19 protein-coding genes are annotated in these 19965 nt (G+C 60.7%); 13 read left to right on the forward strand and 6 right to left on the reverse strand.

The features are described from left to right. Position 1: 1 nt before the first annotated feature. Together ACR0AZ_RS01660 and ACR0AZ_RS01665 are read right to left on the reverse strand one after the other, a co-directional pair. Positions 2-631 carry a LysE family translocator gene (locus ACR0AZ_RS01660; RefSeq protein ID WP_480469176.1) on the reverse strand — a complete coding sequence of 210 codons (630 nt, stop codon included), beginning with the start codon at positions 629-631 and terminating at the stop codon, positions 2-4. Between the two features lie 52 nt (positions 632-683). Continuing rightward, positions 684-1700, reverse strand: coding sequence for a DUF418 domain-containing protein (locus tag ACR0AZ_RS01665; protein WP_480666616.1), 1017 nt, complete (start codon positions 1698-1700; stop codon positions 684-686). Positions 1701-1923: 223 nt separating this feature from the next. Between ACR0AZ_RS01665 and ACR0AZ_RS01670 the strand changes: the two genes are divergently transcribed. Further along, on the forward strand, positions 1924-2781 hold the full coding sequence (locus ACR0AZ_RS01670) for an alpha/beta hydrolase (RefSeq protein WP_480666617.1): 858 nt from the start codon (positions 1924-1926) through the stop codon (positions 2779-2781). A 2-nt stretch (positions 2782-2783) separates the two neighbouring features. Here the strand turns inward: ACR0AZ_RS01670 and ACR0AZ_RS01675 are convergent, their stop codons facing one another. After that, positions 2784-3656, reverse strand: coding sequence for an S-methyl-5'-thioadenosine phosphorylase (locus ACR0AZ_RS01675; RefSeq protein WP_480666618.1), 873 nt, complete (start codon positions 3654-3656; stop codon positions 2784-2786). A gap of 205 nt (positions 3657-3861) precedes the next feature. Here ACR0AZ_RS01675 and ACR0AZ_RS01680 point away from each other — a divergent pair, with 205 nt between their 5' ends. Beyond that, complete coding sequence (locus tag ACR0AZ_RS01680) at positions 3862-5496, forward strand: SulP family inorganic anion transporter (protein ID WP_480666619.1); 1635 nt, start codon at positions 3862-3864, stop codon at positions 5494-5496. Positions 5497-5637: 141 nt separating this feature from the next. Here ACR0AZ_RS01680 and ACR0AZ_RS01685 read toward each other — a convergent pair whose 3' ends face one another. Further along, positions 5638-6243: a flavin reductase family protein gene (locus tag ACR0AZ_RS01685; protein ID WP_480469181.1), complete on the reverse strand. Its 606-nt coding sequence runs from the start codon at positions 6241-6243 to the stop codon at positions 5638-5640. A gap of 73 nt (positions 6244-6316) precedes the next feature. Between ACR0AZ_RS01685 and ACR0AZ_RS01690 the strand changes: the two genes are divergently transcribed. The 5 genes from ACR0AZ_RS01690 (at position 6317) to ACR0AZ_RS01710 (ending at position 9363) form a co-directional block, all read left to right on the forward strand. After that, entirely contained in the window at positions 6317-6811 is a 495-nt protein-coding gene (locus ACR0AZ_RS01690) for a GNAT family N-acetyltransferase (RefSeq protein ID WP_480469182.1), read from the forward strand. Between the two features lie 53 nt (positions 6812-6864). Continuing rightward, positions 6865-7614 (forward strand): EcsC family protein, encoded by a 750-nt coding sequence (locus tag ACR0AZ_RS01695; protein ID WP_480469183.1) that lies wholly within the window; start codon positions 6865-6867, stop codon positions 7612-7614. A gap of 96 nt (positions 7615-7710) precedes the next feature. After that, complete coding sequence (locus ACR0AZ_RS01700; RefSeq protein ID WP_480469184.1) at positions 7711-8196, forward strand: NUDIX hydrolase; 486 nt, start codon at positions 7711-7713, stop codon at positions 8194-8196. A gap of 69 nt (positions 8197-8265) precedes the next feature. Next, positions 8266-8721, forward strand: a complete 456-nt coding sequence (locus ACR0AZ_RS01705; RefSeq protein ID WP_480469185.1) for a DUF1178 family protein — start codon at positions 8266-8268, stop codon at positions 8719-8721. A gap of 3 nt (positions 8722-8724) precedes the next feature. After that, positions 8725-9363, forward strand: coding sequence for an SDR family NAD(P)-dependent oxidoreductase (locus tag ACR0AZ_RS01710; RefSeq protein ID WP_480469186.1), 639 nt, complete (start codon positions 8725-8727; stop codon positions 9361-9363). On the opposite strand, the gene ACR0AZ_RS01715 is transcribed toward ACR0AZ_RS01710, so the two are convergent. After that, positions 9357-9713: a hypothetical protein gene (locus tag ACR0AZ_RS01715; RefSeq protein ID WP_480469187.1), complete on the reverse strand. Its 357-nt coding sequence runs from the start codon at positions 9711-9713 to the stop codon at positions 9357-9359. The genes ACR0AZ_RS01710 and ACR0AZ_RS01715 overlap by 7 nt on opposite strands. Before the next feature lie 165 nt (positions 9714-9878). Between ACR0AZ_RS01715 and ACR0AZ_RS01720 the strand changes: the two genes are divergently transcribed. From ACR0AZ_RS01720 to ACR0AZ_RS01745, 6 genes are all read left to right on the forward strand, one after another. After that, positions 9879-11117 carry an aspartate kinase gene (locus tag ACR0AZ_RS01720; protein ID WP_480469188.1) on the forward strand — a complete coding sequence of 413 codons (1239 nt, stop codon included), beginning with the start codon at positions 9879-9881 and terminating at the stop codon, positions 11115-11117. Between the two features lie 46 nt (positions 11118-11163). Further along, the gene (gene ptsP, locus ACR0AZ_RS01725) at positions 11164-13407 is read left to right on the forward strand and encodes a phosphoenolpyruvate--protein phosphotransferase (RefSeq protein WP_480469189.1); all 2244 of its coding nucleotides are present in this window, start codon (positions 11164-11166) and stop codon (positions 13405-13407) included. A gap of 162 nt (positions 13408-13569) precedes the next feature. After that, positions 13570-15015: a glucose-6-phosphate dehydrogenase gene (zwf, locus tag ACR0AZ_RS01730; protein ID WP_480666620.1), complete on the forward strand. Its 1446-nt coding sequence runs from the start codon at positions 13570-13572 to the stop codon at positions 15013-15015. Positions 15016-15017: 2 nt separating this feature from the next. After that, the gene (gene edd, locus ACR0AZ_RS01735; RefSeq protein ID WP_480469191.1) at positions 15018-16823 is read left to right on the forward strand and encodes a phosphogluconate dehydratase; all 1806 of its coding nucleotides are present in this window, start codon (positions 15018-15020) and stop codon (positions 16821-16823) included. A 4-nt stretch (positions 16824-16827) separates the two neighbouring features. Beyond that, the gene (locus tag ACR0AZ_RS01740; RefSeq protein ID WP_480469192.1) at positions 16828-17460 is read left to right on the forward strand and encodes a bifunctional 4-hydroxy-2-oxoglutarate aldolase/2-dehydro-3-deoxy-phosphogluconate aldolase; all 633 of its coding nucleotides are present in this window, start codon (positions 16828-16830) and stop codon (positions 17458-17460) included. A gap of 51 nt (positions 17461-17511) precedes the next feature. Continuing rightward, a complete protein-coding gene (locus ACR0AZ_RS01745; protein ID WP_480666621.1) occupies positions 17512-18708 on the forward strand; it encodes a pyridoxal-phosphate-dependent aminotransferase family protein in 1197 nt (398 codons plus the stop codon). Positions 18709-18780: 72 nt separating this feature from the next. On the opposite strand, the gene ACR0AZ_RS01750 is transcribed toward ACR0AZ_RS01745, so the two are convergent. Further along, positions 18781-19890 carry a pyridoxal phosphate-dependent aminotransferase gene (locus ACR0AZ_RS01750; protein ID WP_480666622.1) on the reverse strand — a complete coding sequence of 370 codons (1110 nt, stop codon included), beginning with the start codon at positions 19888-19890 and terminating at the stop codon, positions 18781-18783. Between the last annotated feature and the right edge of the window lie 75 nt (positions 19891-19965).

The raw sequence follows: 19965 nt of genomic DNA on the forward strand, positions 1-19965 counted from the left end.
TTCAGGCCGGGCGACGCAGGACTGCGGTGGCGACGCCCATTCCGATCAAGGTCAATCCTCCGAACCGGGTCATGGCGGTGATGACGCTTGCGCGCCCGATCATGCGGCGCAACCGGTCCGCCAGCAGCGCATAGGCCAGCGCGTTCAGCCCAGCTAGGCCAACAAAAGTGGCAATCAGGATCGCGAACTGCGGGCCGAGCGGGTCCGCCGGGCGCAGAAACTGCGGCACGAACGCGATGAAGAACGCGATGGATTTCGGGTTCAATGCGGTTACCGCCGCGGCGTGGCCAAAAACGCTGCGGGCGGTGACATCGCGTTTGGTCTCGACAGCCTGCAACCCGCCCGAAGGTGCACTGCGCAGCAGCTTGATGCCCAGCCAAACCAGATAAACAGCACCAACCCATTTCAGCACAGTGAACAAAGTGGCTGAGGCCAGCACCAGCGCGCCCAATCCCAATAGCGACGCAGTCATCGCCACCAGATCACCCAGAGCCACGCCGGTCGCCGAGGCAACGGCGACGCTGCGCCCTTTCGACAACGCATAGCTGAGTACCAGCAACACGGTGGGGCCGGGGATCAGCAGCAGCGCTGTCGATGCGGCCACAAAAGCCAGCCAGAGTTCTAACGACATGGGTTATCCTATCGGTGCGTTTCCGACACCAAGCCCCGTTGCGACGGCAACGTCAACCCTTTGCGCGCTCGGTCACACGCCGCATCACCGCCTCTAACGGGCCGCGCTTGAATCTAAGGGACCAAAGTCGTGCAAAAACTGAAGACAGCGCGCAAAAAAGCAGCGCGAGTAGCGCAATCTGCGGTGCGCTCAGCGACCCGTCGAGCAACCCTAACCCTTCCAACAGGCCCATCCCGATCAGAATATGCGCCATGTAAAGCGTCAGGCTCTGCCGCCCCGGTGCGGTCAGGAACGGACCGATCCGGCTGCGCTCGACCAATGGCCAGAGTTTCAGCAGCAGACCGATCACGACGCAGGCTGTGCCGGTCCCCGCCACGATATAGAACGGTCCGGGTGGGATGGATGCGGTTCCCAGATAGGCGACCAATTCAGGGTCTGATGTCATCATCTGTGGAAACAGCGCCAGCACCGCAGCGCCAAAGCCCCACATGATCAACCGATGCTGAATGCAAAGCGTCCGGATATCGGATCGCGCAATCGCCATCCCGATCAGCAGAAAAGCGGCCCAAGGCAGCACCGGGTGCCAGCCGTTGAACATTGTGTTGCGCAGAAAACCGGGCAGGGTCCAGAGGTCGGTATAAACCAGTGCCTGCCAATCCCAGCCCCGGTCATAGTCAAGAACCAGATTGGCGATCACCGCGAGCATAACGATCCCCAGCGCGCCCAGCCATAACCCGCGTTGCGAGGCTGTCAGAAACATCGCCCCCACCACAAAATAGAGCGCGTAGAAATGGAGGATATCGGCATCAAACACTGTCATGTTGATCAGGCCGATTACAAACAGAAACGCAGCACGGCACAGCAGCACTCCCGCCGGGATGCGCGACAACCCGATGCCGATCCCCGCCAGAACAACAAATAAAGCCGCTGCGCGCCCTTCAAGTGCATTGATCAGGATCGAGGCCCAATCTGTGCCTGGTGCAACCTCAGCGGCGATGCGGAAATTCACCAAAACCATGCCGCAAAAGGCCAAAAACCGGGCCGCGTCCAACGCCTCTAATCGTTTCATCAGACCTCGCAAATTTGGTGGTGGGCGGCTAAGTGCCTGCTCTTTCTCTGATATTCAGCATCAACATGGCAAGGCATGAGGCCAATTCAACCTTTTACGAGCGCAATAGCCGGGTGTTCTGACACCAGCGCAATAGGCTTAAGACTGGATGAAGCTTGATTCATATATCTTGAAACCTCCCTATGAGCCCCCAGACTCGCAGTGCAACCCAAAGGAAGAGGCGATGGCAGAGACGCAGTATTCAGATGCGAGATTGGGCAACGTCCATTTCGGTGTCGGGCGCGCGAAACGCGTTTTGCTTGGCCTCCTGCTGGCCGGGGCCGTTATCTATGCCTCTGTCCTTGGCTATATGTATTTCAACCAGCAATCGCTGCTATACAAGCCCGATGGCGAGTTGCCTGATCCGGCTTCTGTCGGGTTGGCGGATGTCGATGCGTTGTCGCTGCCAATGGCCGATGGCACCGTGCTGACTGTCTGGGCTGCTCCTGCTGCAATCGCTGATGCGCCGACGGTTCTGTTCTTCCACGGTCAAAGCGGCAATCTGGGCGACCGGGCCGACCGGCTGCGTGAGATCCTCAACTCAGGATACGGACTGCTTGCGCCCAGCTATCGCGGATTTCCGGGTAGCGAGGGCGAACCCTTTGAACTGGCTCTGATCTCTGACGGTATTCAGCTTTACGATAGGCTGATCGGAGAAGGCGAGAAAGTGGTCCTGCATGGTCAGAGCCTCGGCACCGGCATCGCTGCTGCCGTAGCCCAGCAACGGCCCGGCGCAGAATTGTTAGTACTTGAGGCTCCGTTCACCGCAACCGTCGACGTCGCGGCTGAACGTTACCCGCTGCTGCCGGTCTCAGCGCTGATGAAAGATCAATTTGCAACGCGCAATCTGATCGAAAAGATCACAGTGCCAACGCTGATCTTCCATGGCACCATGGACGAGACCATCCCCCTGCACCACGGACAAGCCCTGGCCGAGATGTCCGACACCGCGCAGCTTTATGTGATCCCCGACGGCACTCATAACGACCTCTGGTCACATGGTCTGTGGGATAATGTACAGCAAACCCTGTCGCAAAACTGAGGTCAGAGCACCCGCCCAGCCACCGCATCCAGCTTGGCCAGCAAAGCCGGGTCGCGTTTTTCAGGGGCGGTCAGGATGGCATATTCCAATGCCCGGTCACAGCCATGCGGGCAGGGCTCACGCTTGGCCCCCAGCAAGGCGGGCAGGCCCTTGACCAGCGCCCGGCCTTTCTCGGCATTGCCGGTCAGCGTGGCGATGATGGCGGCCACGTCGACCTCGCCGTGATCCGGGTGCCAACTGTCATAGTCGGTGACCATGGCGATTGAGGCATAACAAAGCTCGGCTTCGCGGGCCAATTTCGCTTCGGGCATGTTCGTCATGCCGATCACGTCACACCCCCATTGCTCGCGATACATCTTGGATTCCGCCAGCGAGGAAAACTGCGGCCCCTCCATCGCCAGATAAGTGCCACCGCGATGGATGGTAATGCCGGCGGCCTTGCCTGCGGTTTCGCAGGCATCAGACAGGCGCGGGCAGGTGGGATGCGCCACACTGACATGGGCAACGCAGCCGGTTCCAAAAAAGCTCTTTTCCCGCGCAAAGGTCCGGTCGATGAACTGATCCACAATCACGAAGTCGCCCGGTGCCATATGTTCGCGAAACGATCCGCAGGCCGAGACCGAGATCACATCCGTCATCCCCAACCGCTTCAGCGCGTCGATATTGGCGCGATAGGGCACCTCGGTAGGGGAGTGCACATGGCCGCGCCCGTGTCGCGGCAGGAACGCCATCTCGACCCCGCCCAGCGATCCGGTCAGGATCTGATCTGACGGCGCGCCCCAAGGCGTTTCCACCATAACCCATTCGGCATTTTCCAGACCATCGATGTCATAAATGCCCGATCCTCCGATGACGGCGATTTTTGTTTGGGTCACGATCATTCTCCGTTGAAAATTCCTGCTGAGAGAGTTCTGCGGGCCACAGCCGTTTTTGACAAGTGGCTTCAACGGTTTGCGCGCATTTCGCGCAAGCTATGCGCGCGACGCATGTCTGGGTCCCACCAGGCGCAGTATCTCAAGATGCTTTTGACCGCTAGAAGGCCCCTTTCGCGCGAACATAACCGACCGACAGGACTGATCCATGCCCCGAGCCTTGCTGGCAAGCTTTGCCAATCGCCTAGCCATACCCGATCTGCGCTGGGTGCCCGACGAAGGGCTGACCTTCTCCCGCCTGCGGATCGAGCTGCTGTCAGGTCTTACCGTTGCTCTGGCGCTCGTACCCGAAGCCGTGGCCTTCGCCTTTGTTGCAGGGGTGCACCCGCTGGTCGGCCTGTATGCCGCCTTTCTGGTAGGCCTGATCACGGCGCTGATCGGTGGTCGTCCGGGCATGATCTCAGGCGCAACCGGCGCGCTGGCTGTGGTCATGGTAGCGCTGGTCGCACAGCACGGGGTCGAATATCTGTTCGCGACTGTAGTGCTGATGGGGATCATGCAGATCATCGCGGGGGCGATGCATTGGGGCCGCTTCATACGCCTTGTTCCGCATCCGGTGATGCTGGGCTTTGTGAACGGCCTGGCGATTGTGATTTTTCTGGCGCAGTTGGGTCAGTTCAAAGTCCCCGGCACCATGGAAAACACGGGCCACGGTATGGGCGGCGGAGAATGGCTCTCGGGCATGCAGCTTTATACCATGCTGGGTCTGGTCGCGCTGACCATGGCAGTGATCTGGGTCATGCCCCGCATCACCCGCATCATCCCCGCGCCTCTGGCCGGCATTGTGGTTGTGGCCGCATTGGTCATCGGCATCGGGCTGGACGTTCCGCGCGTGGGCGATCTGGCCTCGATCGAAGGTGGCCTGCCAAGCTTCCACATCCCGATGGTGCCGCTGAACTGGGAAACTTTCGAGATCATCCTGCCCTATGCCCTGATCCTGGCCGCAATCGGCCTGATTGAATCCTTGCTGACCCTGAACCTCGTGGGTGAGATTACCAACAAACGCGGAGGTGCCTCGCAGGAGTGCATCGCGCAGGGCACCGCCAATGTGGTTACCGGCTTCTTCGGAGGCATGGGCGGCTGCGCGATGATCGGTCAGTCGATGATCAACGTGAAATCGGGCGGGCGCACGCGTATCGCAGGCATCGCTGCGGCGCTGTTCCTGCTGCTGTTCATCCTCGTCGGGTCATCCCTGATCGAGCAGATCCCGCTGGCCGCGCTGGTGGGTGTGATGTTCATGGTTGTGATCGGAACCTTCGCCTGGAATTCTCTGAACATCCTGCGCAAAGTGCCTCTGACAGACGCGTTCGTGATCGTACTGGTGACTGTGGTGACGGTGATGGAAGACCTTGCTGTCGCGGTTGTGGTTGGTGTGATTGTCTCGGCCCTGGCCTATGCATGGAACAACGCCAAACGTATCCACGCCGTCACCCGGGACTCCGCTACCGAAGAGGGCGCAAAGGTTTACGAAATCCAGGGTCCGCTGTTCTTTGGTTCGTCCGAAGGGTTTGTGGAACTGTTTGACGTACCCAATGACCCTGAAACCGTGATCATCGACTTTGCAGCCAGCCGCGTAGTTGACCAATCCGCCCTTCAGGCCATCGAGAACATTGCCGCCAAATACGAGGCGGCCGGCAAGCGCGTCATGCTGCGGCACCTGAGCCGCGACTGTCATAAGCTGCTGAACAAGGCCGGCCACCTGATGGTCGACAGCGATGACGACCCGGATTACGAACTGGCTGTTGATTATTCTGTCCGAACCGGCATTTTGGGCGGCCATTGATGATATTTTGCGAGGCTCTGCCTCGCGCTCCGAGATATTTTGGGGCCAGATGAAGAACGGATCCCCCGCTTCATCTGGCTATAAATATCTCGGGGGAGACGCCCGAGGGGCGGCGGGGGCAGAGCCCCCATTTCCACCCTTTCAATCGTCGGGACGGTTGAGCGAGAACAATTGCGTCACAACTGAATAATCCCGATAGCCCAATCTGGCGACGGGGTTGAACGAGGTGACGTCAAACTTGCCATCGATGATGTGATCGTCGTGCAGATGCACGCCGGTGACCTCTCCGAACACCACCCGGTTGGCCTCACCGGGAAGCGTGACGATCTGCGTGAGCTTGCATTCCAGCGCCGCGGGTGCCCCTGCAACCCGCGCGCAACTGATGGTTTCACATTCAACCGGTGTCAGCCCTGCATGGGCGAACTCATCGATATGCTTCGGCAGACCTTCCGAGCTGGCATTCATGGCGTCGCGATGCGCGTGCGCCACGATGTTGACACAGAATACGCCCGTGGCCTCGATATTGGCGATACTGTCCTTGCCGCCATTCTGATCGTGTTTCGTGCCGGTTGAGGCAAACATCACCTGCGGCGGTGTATAGGCGACCCCGTTGAAGAAGGAATAGGGGGCCAGGTTATTGATCCCTTCAGCATCGCGCGTCGATATCCAGCCGATCGGACGGGGCGTTATGATGGCGTTGAAAGGGTTGTGCGGCAGGCCGTGGCCGTCTTCGGGGCGATAGAACATCAAGGTCTCCAAGCATTTGCCCAAGGCGTATCGAAGTGCTAGGGCGAATTCCAGCAAGGAAAAGAGGGCGCGCGTGCAGCAATTCAGGATCAGGCCGGAGGCGCCGGATGATTGGTGGGAGGTCGAGGCCCTTTATGACCTGTGCTTTGCGCCCGGGCGCGAGGCGCTGTCATCCTACCGTTTGCGCGATGATGTGCCGCCTGTCGCGGGCCTTTCGCAGGTCGCACGCGACGGGCAGGGTATTCTGGCGGGCGCAATCCGGTTCTGGCCTGTGCATGTGGGTGAACACGACGCGTTATTGCTGGGCCCTGTCGCCGTGCATCCGACCCATCAGGGGGAGGGGCTGGGCGGTTATCTGATCCATCAGGGTGTCGAGGCCGGGCGCGCCAAAGGCTGGGATCGCGTCATGCTGGTGGGCGATGCACCCTATTATGCGCGGTTTGGTTTCTCTCGGCTCACAGGTGTTGAGATGCCGCCGCCTACAAACCCGGAGCGGGTACTAGGGCTGGAGCTCAACCCCGGGGTTTGGTCTGGAATTCAAGGGCTTGTCACTCGTTGGAGCCATTGAGCTATTGAAAAGCCTCTGCAAAGTGCCGATGTTTTTAAGACAGGAGGGCACTGATGCAGGACGTAGTTCTTGTCGAAAAACTTGATCCCGAGGCCGAGCTTGACCGCTTGGCGCAGCTTTATGCCTCTGCCGGAGGCTCCGGGGTTACTTTATTGAACAAGCTGGGCGGATCGGCGGAGTCTTTGCTGGAACAGCTGCCCGAACCGGTGCGGCTTGGCCTGACCGAGGCCACCGAGCAGGCGCTTTGGCTTGCGATGCATGCCGCCGAGGGCTCGCGTCGTGCCGTGCCGGATCAAAAACCTTGGATCAATACGGCGTTGACTACGGCGATGGGTGCCGCCGGGGGCCTTGGGGGCGTGTCGACTGCCTTGATCGAGTTGCCCGCCACCACGGCGATGATCCTGCGTGCGATACAGGGCGCTGCGGCGCGGGAAGGATTTGATCCGACGGCCGAGAATGTGAAATTCGACTCGATCCGGGTGCTGTCCGCCGCTGGGCCGCTAGAGAAGGATGATGGCGCTGATCTGGGGTTCTTTTCGATGCGTCTGACGCTGACTGGCCCTGCTATGCAACGCCTGATTGCCATGGTGGCGCCGCGTCTGTCCGTTGTTCTTGGGCAGAAACTTGCGGCTCAGTCTGTTCCGCTTTTGGGCGCGCTGGCCGGAGGGGGCACGAACTTCATTTACACGCGGTATTATCAGCAGATCGCGCATGTCCATTTTGGGCTGCGGCGTTTGGCAATCGACGCGGATATCCCGCATGATGATCTGGTGAGACGTCTTTCGGGGCGCATGACTGCCTGAGGCAAGCCGCGCAAAGAGCTTGGCTTATGTCCCCGTATGTGGTATTTTTCACTGTATAAACCGCAACATAAGCGGAGCGAGCAGTGAGTATGGACCGTGTTTGATGGGCGCAGTCGCGCGACGACAGACGGGCTTTCGACCGAAAGCCTCTCGCTTTCCGGGGCGCTGCCGATCTACTCTCAGGCGGCGGCCTTGTGTTACCGGGTCGATGCGGGCCAGCCTCAGATATTGCTGGTAACGACACGCAGGGCGCGGCGTTGGATCATTCCCAAAGGGTGGTTGATCAACGGGATCAGCCCGTCACAGACAGCCGCCCGCGAGGCCTGGGAAGAGGCTGGTGTGCTGGGCGTTTGCGGCACCGAGAGGCTTGGGCGTTTCGCCTATGTCAAGAACAGGCCCAACAAGGCGTCGGCGTTGTGTCTGGTTGATGTGTTTCCGCTGCATGTGCGGCAGATGGCGACACATTTCCCCGAGGCCGGAGAACGCAGGCGCAAATGGCTGTCGCCCAAAAAGGCTGCACAGCGGGTGGGGTCGCCTGAACTGGCTTCACTCTTGCGGGGATTCGGACATCTCGCGCAATAGAGGCAATATCAAGTCTTGATCTTGCCATGTTGGTCGGTATCTATTCGGCAACCGTATTCTGGACCTGTGATGATTCAATACGCATTGAAATGTAGCAACGGCCACAGCTTTGACAGCTGGTTTCAGTCCGCAGCCGCTTACGACAAACTGTCGGCTGCCGGGATGGTCACCTGCGCTGTTTGTGGCTGCAAGAACGTGGAAAAGGCGATCATGACGCCGCGGGTCCGGCCTGCGCGCACGGCGGTTGCCGAACAGGTTCCGACCAGCCCGGACTCTGATCAGATCAGCATGTCTACCCCGTCGCCTGACGTCGAACAGGTTCTGTCCGAATTGCGCCGCAAGGTCGAAGAGAATTCGGATTACGTCGGTCAGGATTTCGCCAAGGAAGCCCGCAAGATACATCTGGGCGACGCGCCTGAACGTGCGATCTATGGCGAAGCCAAGCCCGAGGAAGCCCGCGCATTGGTCGAAGACGGTGTGCCGGTGGCTCCCCTGCCTTTTGTCCCCTCGCGAAAGACCAACTGATCAATGCATATCGTGATTACAGGCGCAGGGCGTGGGATCGGAAAAACCCTTGCAGAACAATATCGTGCCAATGGTCACGCTGTTACCGGCACGGCCCGCGACGGCAGTGCCGAGGTTCGGCTGGATGTCTCTGACCCGGCGCAACAGCAGGCAATGTCTGAACAATTGCGGGACCAGCCCGTCGATCTGCTGGTCTGCAACGCAGGCGTCTATCTGGACAAAGGCCATGATCTGGACGGCTACCCGGCAGAGATGTGGGACCAGACTTTCTCAGCCAATGTGACCGGCGTGTTTCTGACCATTCAGTCTTTGCTGCCCAATCTGCGTGCAGCAAAGGGCAGAATCGCGATTTTGTCGTCTCAGATGGCGTCGCACACCCACGCGCCGGGGGGCAGTTACATCTATCGGGCTTCCAAAGCCGCTGCGCTGAATCTGGGGCGCAATTTGGCGACCGACCTGCGCGGTGATGGCATCGCGGTCGGCATTTACCACCCTGGTTGGGTCCAGACAGATATGGGCACGAATGCCGCAGATATCACCGTCGATCAGTCCGCCAAGGGCCTGCTCGAACGGTTTGATGCGCTATCGATTGAGACCACAGGCTGTTTCGAAACCTGGGACGGTCGCGCGCATCCCTATTGATTGGCCAATGCTGCCTTGGGAATTTCGTAGACCTCACCGGGTTCGATGAAGATCACCATGATGTCATCCGGCGTCTCATAGGTCAGCTTCGCGGTCGAGCTGCTGGAATCAGGTATTCCGTTTGTAAAGTAGATCCGCCGTACCTCTCCGGTTTTCAACTGAACGGCCAGCGTCGCGGTTCCATCTTCACGCTTGCGCAATTCGGCGGGGCAGCTGCCCATCGGCTCGCCCGAAAGTGCGGCGCAGGGCACGGTACCCAGCGAATTCTCGCCATCGGTGCCCGACAGGGTCGCGACCTGCGCGTGGGCAGCGGTTGAGATCAGGGTCAGGGCGGCGGCAAAACGATACATGGAAATCCTCATGGTCGAACAGATGCCGGCAGGCTGGCACCGGCAGGCTGCAATGTAAAGCGGCCCTGCGCCGCAGGTGAAACTTCTTTGCGCCCTTGCCCTTGCGTCCCCCCTCGCATAAGAGGCACGGGATCAGAAATCCCTGGCGCGGAGACTTTTGCCCCCATGCCCGTACTTGTGATGAAATTCGGCGGCACCTCGGTCGCTAATCTTGACCGTATCCGCCGCGCTGCCAAGCGCGTGGGTGTTGAGGTTGCCAAGGGGTATGACGTCATCGTCATCGTCTCGGCCATGTCGGGTAAAACCAATGAGTTGGTCGGTTGGGTTGACGAGATCTCACCGCTTTATGACGCGCGTGAATATGATGCCGTGGTGTCCTCGGGCGAGAATGTCACCGCGGGTCTGATGGCATTGACCTTGCAGGAAATGGATATCCCGGCGCGCAGCTGGCAGGGCTGGCAAGTGCCGCTGATCACCAATGGCGCGCATTCGGCAGCCCGGATCGAAGAGATCCCGCCTGAAAACATCAATCAGAAGTTCGGCGAAGGCATGCGTGTCGCGGTGGTCGCAGGCTTTCAGGGCATCAGCCCCGAAGGACGCATCACCACGCTGGGCCGGGGTGGTTCGGACACCACGGCGGTGGCCTTTGCCGCCGCGTTTGAGGCCGAGCGCTGCGATATCTACACGGACGTAGACGGCGTCTATACCACTGACCCGCGCATCTGCGAAAAGGCGCGCAAGCTGGACCGGATTTCGTTCGAGGAAATGCTCGAACTGGCCTCGCTGGGGGCCAAGGTGCTGCAAACCCGCTCGGTCGAGCTGGCGATGCGTTATAAGGTGAAACTGCGCGTTCTCTCAAGTTTTGAAGAACAATCCGACGAGGCCGGTACACTGGTCTGCGACGAGGAGGATATCATGGAATCCAATGTTGTGGCCGGTGTGGCCTATTCCCGCGACGAAGCCAAGATGACCGTCGTATCCGTGGCCGACCGCCCGGGCATCGCCTCGATCATCTTTACCGCGCTCAGCGATGAAGGCGTCAACGTCGACATGATCGTCCAGAACATCTCGGACGAAGGGCGCACGGACATGACCTTCTCATGCCCCACCAATCAGGTGACCCGCGCTGAAAAAGCGTTGCTGGCGATCAAGGAACAGGGTGAGCTGAACTATGCCGAACTGGTTGCGGACGAAGACGTCTGCAAGGTCTCGGTCGTGGGGATCGGCATGCGCTCGCAATCCGGTGTTGCGGCGAAGATGTTCAAAATCCTCTCGGATGAAGGGATCAACATCAAGGTCATCACAACCTCCGAGATCAAAATTTCCGTGTTGATCGACAGGAAATACATGGAACTTGCGGTTCAGGCGCTGCATGATGCGTTTGAACTGGACAAGGCGGCCTGAGCGTTTCAGCCAAGGGTCACGCCTGACACCATAAAACGGTTGGGCCATGGCGGACGGTACGGAAACAGAATCCCGCAAGCTGCTCGGGCGGTTACGCGAGGAGATGGCCAGCGAGGCCGCCGGTCAGGAACGCCTTGACCGGATCACGCAGTTGATTGCCGACAGTATCCGGGCAGAGGTCTGCTCGATCTATCTGTTCCGGGATGAAGAGACGCTTGAACTTTGCGCCACCGAAGGTCTTTCGCCTGAGGCGGTGCACAAGACCCGGATGCGGATGGGCGAGGGGCTGGTGGGTCGCGTCGCCAAGTCCGGCAAGGTGGTGAATGCCGCCGACGCACCCTCGGCCAAAGGTTTCCGCTACATGCCGGAAACCGGAGAAGAACGGTTCTCGTCGTTCCTTGGCGTGCCCGTGCAGCGACTGGGTCAGAAACTGGGCGTTCTGGTGGTCCAGTCCCGCGAGGCGCGTGAGTTTTCGGCGGATGAGGTTTACGCTCTGGAAGTAGTCGCCATGGTTCTGGCCGAAATGGCCGAACTGGGCGCTTTTGTGGGCGAAGGCGCAGCCCTGTCGCCGCTACACCAGCAATCTGTACAGCTGGAAGGTGGCCCGGCGCAGGAAGGGTCTGCCGAAGGCCATGTCTGGCTGCATGAACCCCGCGTTGTCATCACCAACCCGATTGCGGACGATCCGCACCGCGAACGCGAGCGCCTGTCCGAGGCGGTCGAAGAACTGCGCGTCGGTGTCGACAAGATGCTCGAAATATCTCAGGGCGGCGATACCGAGCAGCTGCAGGTGCTCGAAGCCTATCGGATGTTCGCCAATTCCAAAGGCTGGATGCGCCGGATGGAAGAGGATATTGCACTTGGCCTCAGCGCTGAGGCTGCGGTTGAGAAAGAGCAATCTCAGGCCCGCGCCCGCATGGGGCAGGTGACCGATCCCTATTTGCGCGAACGGCTGGCGGACCTGGATGATCTCAGCAACCGTTTGCTGCGGATCCTGACCGGGCAGGGGGCCACCAATGGCGCAGACCTGCCGCCCGATCCGATTCTGATCGCCCGCAATATCGGTCCCGGTGACCTGTTGGAATATGGCCGCTCGCTTAAGGGTATCGTGCTTGAGGAAGGCTCGGTCGGCAGTCATGCCACCATCGTTGCCCGCGCGTTGGCGATCCCGCTGGTGGTGCATGTGGGCCGGATCACGACCGAGGCGTTGAACGGTGACCATATCCTTGTGGATGGCGACAATGGAGTTGTCCATCTGCGCCCCGAAGATACCGTCGTCAGCGCCTTCCGCGACAAGATCGCGATGCAGGCCAAGGCGCAGGAGCGATATGCCTCGATCCGCGAAACGCCTACGGTCACGCAGGACGGCGCGCGCATCAATATGGTGATGAATGCGGGTCTAATGGCCGATCTGCCGTCGCTGGGCAATTCCGGCGCCGAGGGCGTTGGTCTGTTCCGGACCGAGCTGCAGTTCCTGATCCGGAACCAGATGCCGAAACGGTCCGAGCTTGTGACCCAGTATCAGCGCGTTCTGGATGCCGCGGGTGAGAAGCGCGTGGTGTTCCGGACGCTGGATATCGGCTCGGACAAGGTGCTGCCCTATATGAAGCATGTGGCCGAGCCGAACCCGGCGTTGGGCTGGCGTGCGATCCGGGTTGGCCTCGACAAGCGCGGCGTGATGCGGATGCAGTTACAGGCGCTGCTGCGCGCGGCCAACGGGCGTCCGTTGACGGTCATGTTCCCCTTTGTGGCGCAGGCCGATGAGTTCCGCGAAGCCAGGTGGGAGGTCAACAAGACCATCGAGCGTGAAAAACGGCTGGGCCATGCCCTGCCGGAATCGCTTGAGGTCGGTGCGATGCTGGAAACCCCATCGCTGGCATTTGCGCCGCAAAAGTTCTTTGACGAGGTCGATTTCATCTCGATCGGCGGCAACGATCTGAAGCAGTTTTTCTTCGCCGCCGACCGCGAAAACGAACTGGTGCGCCGCCGCTATGATACGCTGAATGTCAGCTTCCTCAGCTTCATCGAACGCATTGTTGAGCGTTGCAACATCTCGGACACGCCGCTCAGCTTCTGCGGCGAAGACGCCGGGCGTCCGGTCGAAGCACTGTGTCTGGCGGCGATGGGTATCCGAACCCTGTCGATGCGCCCGGCCTCAATCGGGCCGGTCAAAAGCCTGCTTTTGCGGTCGAACCTGCAGGATGTTCGCAAGATCATCGCCGATGCTCGGCACCGTGGCGAGCAATCCGTGCGCCCGTCGGTGATGGACTGGTTGCGGTCGCAATCGTGATGGCCCTGACAGCACAAGGACAATTCCGGGCTTGATTTTCGTGTCCGGTTTCCGTATCCAGCCGGTAAATGTTAGCGATAACATAGATTGGAGCGTATCCACGCCTCACATCCCGGCTGAAGCCCTAGATAGCAGGGTGGGGAATTCGAAAGGAAGCGGACCATGGTTTCACGCGTAATTCCGGTAGATCCGTTTGACCTCGTGCTGTTCGGCGCGACGGGTGATCTGGCGCAACGCAAGATCCTGCCGGGGCTCTATCATCGGTTCGCGGTCGGGCAGATGCCCGAAGATGCGCGCATCATCGGTACCGCGCGGTCCGAGGTCGACAGCGACGGGTTTCGCGCCCAACTGCGCGTGTCGATGGATGAATTCGCCCCGAAATACGACAAAGACACTCTGGATCGTTTCCTGTCGCGTGTTGACTATGTTCCGGTGGATGCGTTGGGGGATGCGGGCTGGCCTGATCTGGCCAAGGCACTGCGCCCGGATGTCGTGCGCGCCTTTTACCTGTCCGTGGGGCCAAGCCTTTTTTCTGGCATCGCGCAACGGCTGAACGATCACGGGCTGGCCACGCCTGACAGCCGGATCGTGGTTGAAAAACCCTTCGGCCATGATCTGGCCTCGGCCAAGGCGCTGAATGGGGGCCTGCGCGCCTGTTTCGAAGAGCATCAAATCTATCGGATCGACCATTATCTGGGCAAGGAAACCGTGCAGAACCTGATGGCCCTGCGCTTTGCCAATTCGCTGTTCGAACCGCTCTGGAACGCGACCCATGTCGATCACGTTCAGATCACCGTGGCCGAGACCGTGGGTGTCGAAGGGCGCGGCGCGTACTACGATCAATCCGGTGCGATGCGTGACATGATCCAGAACCATCTGGTGCAACTGCTGTGCCTGACGGCGATGGAGCCGCCCTCGAAATTCTCGCCCAACGCGGTACGCGATGAGAAGGTGAAGGTCATCGAAGCGCTGGAGCCGGTGGAACCCAAGGATATCGCTCGTGGCCAGTACCGCACCGAAAAAGGGGGCGATGGCTATCTGGATCACGTCGGCAACCCCGCCAGCCGCTCCGAAAGCTTCATCGCGCTGAAGGCGCATATCGGCAACTGGCGCTGGGCCGGGGTGCCGTTTTACCTGCGCACCGGTAAGCGCCTGCGGGCTCGGGAATCCGAGATCGCCGTGTTCTTCCGCGATCCGCCGCATACGATTTTTCCGAATGTCGGGCCTCTGCATGGCAATGTGCTGGTGATCCGCCTGCAACCAGACGAAGGCATCACCCTCCGCACGACCATCAAGGAACCGGGGCAGGGCGGCTTCCGCCTGTCCGACGTGGCGCTCGACATGAGCTTTGCTGATGCGCTGGGCGACCACTCACAATCGCCTGACGCCTATGAACGCCTGATAATGGACGTGATCCGCGGTGATCAGACCCTGTTCATGCGCGGTGATGAGGCCGAGGCCGCCTGGGCCTGGGTCGATCCCATCATTCACGGCTGGGAAGAGCGTGGCGACAAGCCTGCGAAATATGATCAGGGCAGTTCCGGCCCCGAAGAGGCATTGATGCTGATGCATCGCGATGGGCGCCGCTGGCGTCAGATCGGAGGGTAATCATGGTCAACACAGTCATATCCGACGTCACCAAACGCATCATCGACCGCAGCGCCGATCTGCGCGGCCCGCATTTGGAACGGATGGAGCAGGCCAAATCCAAAGGCCCAGCCCGCGCGCATCTGTCCTGCAGTGGCCAGGCCCACGCCTATGCGGGGGCTGGTGAGGATCAGGACTCCATGGCCACCGGCACTGCGGGAAACCTCGGAATCGTCACCGCCTATAACGACATGCTCTCTGCCCACCAGCCTTTCGAACGCTATCCCGCCTTGATCCGCGATGCGATCCGCGTGGCGGGCGGCACCGCGCAGGTCGCGGGCGGCGTTCCGGCCATGTGCGACGGCGTGACCCAAGGCGAGGCCGGGATGGAGCTGTCCCTGTTCTCACGCGACGTGATTGCCTTGGCGACGGGTGTTGCGCTCAGCCACAACACCTATGACGCAGCGGTGTTTCTGGGCGTCTGCGACAAGATCGTCCCCGGCTTGATTATTGGCGCTCAGGCCTTTGGCCATCTGCCCGCCGTCTTCCTGCCAGCCGGCCCGATGACCAGCGGCTTGCCGAACGACGAAAAGGCAAAGGTCCGCCAGAAATTCGCTGCCGGTGAAGTGGGCCGCGAAGAGCTGATGAAGGCCGAAATGGCCGCCTATCATGGCCCCGGCACCTGCACCTTCTACGGCACTGCCAACACCAACCAGATGCTGATGGAATTCATGGGCCTGCACCTGCCAGGGTCCAGCTTTATTAACCCGAATACGCCTCTGCGCGACGCCCTGACCGAGGAAGGCGCCCGTCGCGCCCTGTCGCTCAGCGCGCTGGGCAATCACTACACGCCCGTCTGCCAGATCCTCGACGAGCGCGCTTTTGTCAACGGCATCGTCGGCCTGATGGCTACCGGAGGGTCCACCAACCTGCTGATCCACCTGATCGCCATGGCGCGGGCCGGGGGTATCGTGCTGGATTGGGAGGATTTTTCCGACATCTCCGCTGTGGTCCCTCTGGTCGCGCGGGTTTATCCGAACGGTCTGGCCGACGTAAACCACTTCCACGCTGCCGGGGGCTTGGGCTTTGCCATCGGCACGCTGCTTGAGGAAGGATTGCTGCACCCCGATACGCTCACCGTTGCGGGGCAGGGCCTGCACAACTACACCAAGGAACCCAAGCTTAAGAACGGCGAACTGGTCTGGGAAGACGGCGCAGGCCACAGCCTGAACGAAAAGATCGTCCGTCCCGCCAACGATCCGTTCCAACCCACGGGCGGCCTCTCGCGCCTGACCGGTAATCTGGGCACCGGCGTCATGAAGGTCTCGGCCGTGGCGCCAGAACACCAAGTGGTCGAAGCACCCGTGCGTGTGTTCCACGATCAGAACGCCGTGAAAGCTGCCTTCAAAGCCGGAGAGTTCACCGATGACGTCATCGTTGTTGTTCGCTTCCAGGGACCAAAGGCCAATGGCATGCCTGAACTGCACTCGCTGACCCCAATCCTCTCAATCCTGCAGGGCCGGGGCCAAAAGGTCGCTCTGGTCACCGATGGCCGTATGTCCGGCGCATCTGGCAAGGTACCCGCCGCCATCCATGTCTGCCCCGAAGCACTGGACGGCGGGGCCATCGCCTATCTGCAGGATGGAGATCTCCTGCGCGTCGATGCCGTCAAAGGCGAGCTTGAAATCCTCACCCCCGGCGTTCTCGACCGCACCCCGGCCACTGCAGATCTCACCGCAAACCAACACGGCGTTGGCCGTGACCTCTTCAGCGCCTTCCGTCAGAATGTCGGCTCAGCCGACACCGGCGCCAGCATTTTCGGAGTTTGAACCCATGTCCAAAACTCAACGCACCCGCGAGATCTGCGCGCTGGCCCCGATCGTCCCGGTTCTGGTCGTGGATGACGCCGCCCACGCCCGCCCGCTGGCCGAAGCTCTGGTCGCCGGAGGCCTTCCCGCGCTTGAGGTCACTTTGCGCACCCCTGCCGCGCTCGATGCGATCCGCGCAATGGCCGATGTCCCCGGCGGTGTTGTTGGTGCAGGCACGCTGATCACCCCCGAGGACGTCCGCGCCGCCAAAGAAGCGGGTGCACAATTCGGCGTCTCCCCCGGTGCAACTGATGCCCTGATCGCCGCCTGCGAAGCCGAAGGCTTGCCTCTTCTCCCCGGTGCGGCCACCGCAAGTGAAGCCATGGCTCTACTGGAAAAGGGCTATGACATGCTGAAATTCTTCCCCGCCGAAGCCTCCGGCGGGGCACCCGCCCTGAAAGCCATCGGCGCACCCCTGCCGCAGATCGCCTTCTGTCCCACAGGTGGCGTGTCGCCCTCAAACGCCCTCGATTACTTGTCGCTATCGAATGTTGTCTGCGCAGGCGGCAGCTGGGTTGCGCCCAAACAGATGGTTCAAAACGGCGATTGGGCCGGGATCGAAACACTTGCGCGCGAGGCGGCAAGCCTGACGGATTGACGCCACAGGGCGAAACGCTAGGGTAGGCCTCAATTCAAACAGGTTGCCCTCATGACAAACCAGCTCTCCCTCGCGCATGGGCGCGAGTATCTGGCCATTCCCGGCCCTTCGGTCATGCCCGACGCGGTGCTGCAAGCCATGCACCGCCCGTCGCCCAATATCTATGACGGCGAACTGATCGAGATGATGCCCGCGCTGACACGTGATCTGAAGCGTGTGGCCGGGACCCAACATAACGTCGCCATCTACATCGCCAACGGCCACGGCACGTGGGAGGCCGCGCTTTCCAACGTCATCGCCCCGGGCGAAACTGTGCTCGCTCCAGCCTCGGGCCGCTTCACCCATGGCTGGGCAGAGATGGCCGAGGGGATCGGCGCAAAGATCGAGTTGATCGATTTCGGCATGTCCTCACCCTGGGATCTCGACCGTATCGCCGAAGCTCTGCGTGCTGATACCAGCCACAAAATCAAAGCGGTGCTCGCGGTTCATGTCGACACGTCCACGTCGATCCGGAACAATATCCCGGCTCTGCGCGCCTTGCTCGACGATCTTGATCACCCCGCTTTGCTGATGGCGGATTGCATCGCCTCGATGGGTTGCGACCGGTTCGAGATGGATGCCTGGGGCGTCGATGTCACGGTCACCGCCTGCCAAAAGGGGCTGATGACCCCGGCAGGTACCGGCTTTGTCTTTTTCAACGACAAAGCACTGGCCAAACGGGCCTCCATGCCCCGCGTCTCGCAATACTGGGACTGGCAGCCCCGCGCCAACCCCGATCTGTTCTACCAGTATTTCAACGGCACCGCGCCAACTCACCACCTCTATGGTTTGCGCGCAGCACTCGATCTGATCCATGGCGAAGGCTTGGAACATGTCTGGGCCCGCCACGAACACCTTGCCAAAGCCATCTGGGCCGCTTGCGAGATCTGGACGCAAGGCGGAGCGCTTCAATTCAATGTCACCGACCCAGCGCATCGCAGCCACGCGGTCACCGCCCTGCGCCTGACCGAAGGACGTGGTACGCTGCTGCGGAACTACACTGAAAACCAGCTCGGCCTGACTCTGGGCATCGGTCTGGGGATGGAGGATTGGGACGGCTGTTTCCGGCTCGGCCATATGGGCCATGTAAACGCGCAAATGATCATGGCCATGCTTGGTGGTATCGAAACCGCCATGGCCGCGCTCGATATTCCCCGCGGCAAAGGCGCCCTCGAAGCCGCTGCAGCAGCACTCGCCGACCAGAGCTGATCCGCATCTTCATCTGGCCATAAATATCTTCGGGGGGATCGCGCCATGGCGCGATGGGGGGCAGACAGCCCCCTACACGGCCCGGGCCTTCGCCAAAGCCACAGGCAAAGCAGCTTCAAAGGCCGACATCTCAGTCTCCCCCCCGCAACTCACCCGAATACACCGGTTCTGAGGTGCCGCGAACGGCATCCGCACGAACACACGCTGTTCGACCAGCGAGTCCAGAACAGCCTTGGCAAACACCCCATCGCGCCCGCAATCGATCGCCACGAAATTCGTGGCAGAACTTATAGGCTCCAGCCCGTTCTCTCGCGCAATTTGTCCGATCCGGTCGCGCGCTTCGGCAATCTGCGTCTGAACTTGCACTAGCCAATCGCCATCTTCCAACGCCGCCAATGCTCCGGCCTGCGCGGCGCGATTCATGCCAAAGTGATTGCGCACTTTGTTAAAGCCCGCAATCAACTCCGGCGCACCGATGGCGTAACCCACCCGCGCCCCGGCCATGCCATAGACTTTGGAAAAGGTCCGCATCCGGATCACACGCGGATCGTCTGCAGCAACGGGCGCGGCGGTGCCTTCGGGCGCGCATTCCACATAAGCCTCGTCAAGGACCAGCAAGCAGCCGTCGGGCAGCGCCTCCATCGCGGCAACGATAGCCGCCCCTGAATGCCAGGTTCCCATCGGGTTATCCGGGTTGGCCAGATAAACCAGCTTTGCGCCCATCTCTGCCGCTTTGGCGAACAAGGCCGCCGGGTCCTCGTGATCGTCGCGATAGGGAACCGTGTGCAAAATCCCTCCGAACCCCGCCACGTGATAGTTGAATGTGGGATAAGCCCCGTCCGAGGTCACGACTGTATTGCCCGACCCGACCAGCAGCCGCACCAGATAGCCCAGCAACCCATCAATACCTTCCCCAACCACGATATTCTCGGGCGTGACGCCATGATGCGCCGCCAGTGCATGGCGTAGGTCAAAGTTCTCGGGATCGCCATACATCCAGACCTCTCCCGCCGCCCGTTGCATCGCCTCAATGGCACGAGGTGAGGGGCCAAACACGCTCTCATTCGCGCCGATCCGGGCAACGAAAGGCGCGCCACGCTGGCGCTCCTGCGTTTCGGGGCCGACAAAAGGCACGGTAGCGGGCAGGGATTGCGCAAGCGGGGTAAAACGAGGACCAGTCATGGCCGCAGATAAGCGCAACCTCTGCAGAGGGGCAAGCCTTGCACCCTGTCGCAATCACCGTCAGGGTGTCCGCAA

Source organism: Ruegeria sp. BE3, assembly GCF_056538865.1.

Coding starts and splice junctions, on each gene's coding strand:
- ACR0AZ_RS01660 (WP_480469176.1), bottom strand. CDS start 631: ATGTCGTTAGAACTCTGGCTGGCTTTTGTGGCCGCATCGACAGCGCTG.
- ACR0AZ_RS01695 (WP_480469183.1), top strand. CDS start 6,865: ATGCAGGACGTAGTTCTTGTCGAAAAACTTGATCCCGAGGCCGAGCTT.
- ACR0AZ_RS01705 (WP_480469185.1), top strand. CDS start 8,266: ATGATTCAATACGCATTGAAATGTAGCAACGGCCACAGCTTTGACAGC.
- ACR0AZ_RS01715 (WP_480469187.1), bottom strand. CDS start 9,713: ATGTATCGTTTTGCCGCCGCCCTGACCCTGATCTCAACCGCTGCCCAC.
- ACR0AZ_RS01680 (WP_480666619.1), top strand. CDS start 3,862: ATGCCCCGAGCCTTGCTGGCAAGCTTTGCCAATCGCCTAGCCATACCC.
- ACR0AZ_RS01665 (WP_480666616.1), bottom strand. CDS start 1,700: ATGAAACGATTAGAGGCGTTGGACGCGGCCCGGTTTTTGGCCTTTTGC.
- ptsP (WP_480469189.1), top strand. CDS start 11,164: ATGGCGGACGGTACGGAAACAGAATCCCGCAAGCTGCTCGGGCGGTTA.
- ACR0AZ_RS01670 (WP_480666617.1), top strand. CDS start 1,924: ATGGCAGAGACGCAGTATTCAGATGCGAGATTGGGCAACGTCCATTTC.
- zwf (WP_480666620.1), top strand. CDS start 13,570: ATGGTTTCACGCGTAATTCCGGTAGATCCGTTTGACCTCGTGCTGTTC.
- ACR0AZ_RS01710 (WP_480469186.1), top strand. CDS start 8,725: ATGCATATCGTGATTACAGGCGCAGGGCGTGGGATCGGAAAAACCCTT.
- ACR0AZ_RS01720 (WP_480469188.1), top strand. CDS start 9,879: ATGCCCGTACTTGTGATGAAATTCGGCGGCACCTCGGTCGCTAATCTT.
- ACR0AZ_RS01740 (WP_480469192.1), top strand. CDS start 16,828: ATGTCCAAAACTCAACGCACCCGCGAGATCTGCGCGCTGGCCCCGATC.
- ACR0AZ_RS01750 (WP_480666622.1), bottom strand. CDS start 19,890: ATGACTGGTCCTCGTTTTACCCCGCTTGCGCAATCCCTGCCCGCTACC.
- edd (WP_480469191.1), top strand. CDS start 15,018: ATGGTCAACACAGTCATATCCGACGTCACCAAACGCATCATCGACCGC.
- ACR0AZ_RS01685 (WP_480469181.1), bottom strand. CDS start 6,243: ATGTTCTATCGCCCCGAAGACGGCCACGGCCTGCCGCACAACCCTTTC.
- ACR0AZ_RS01745 (WP_480666621.1), top strand. CDS start 17,512: ATGACAAACCAGCTCTCCCTCGCGCATGGGCGCGAGTATCTGGCCATT.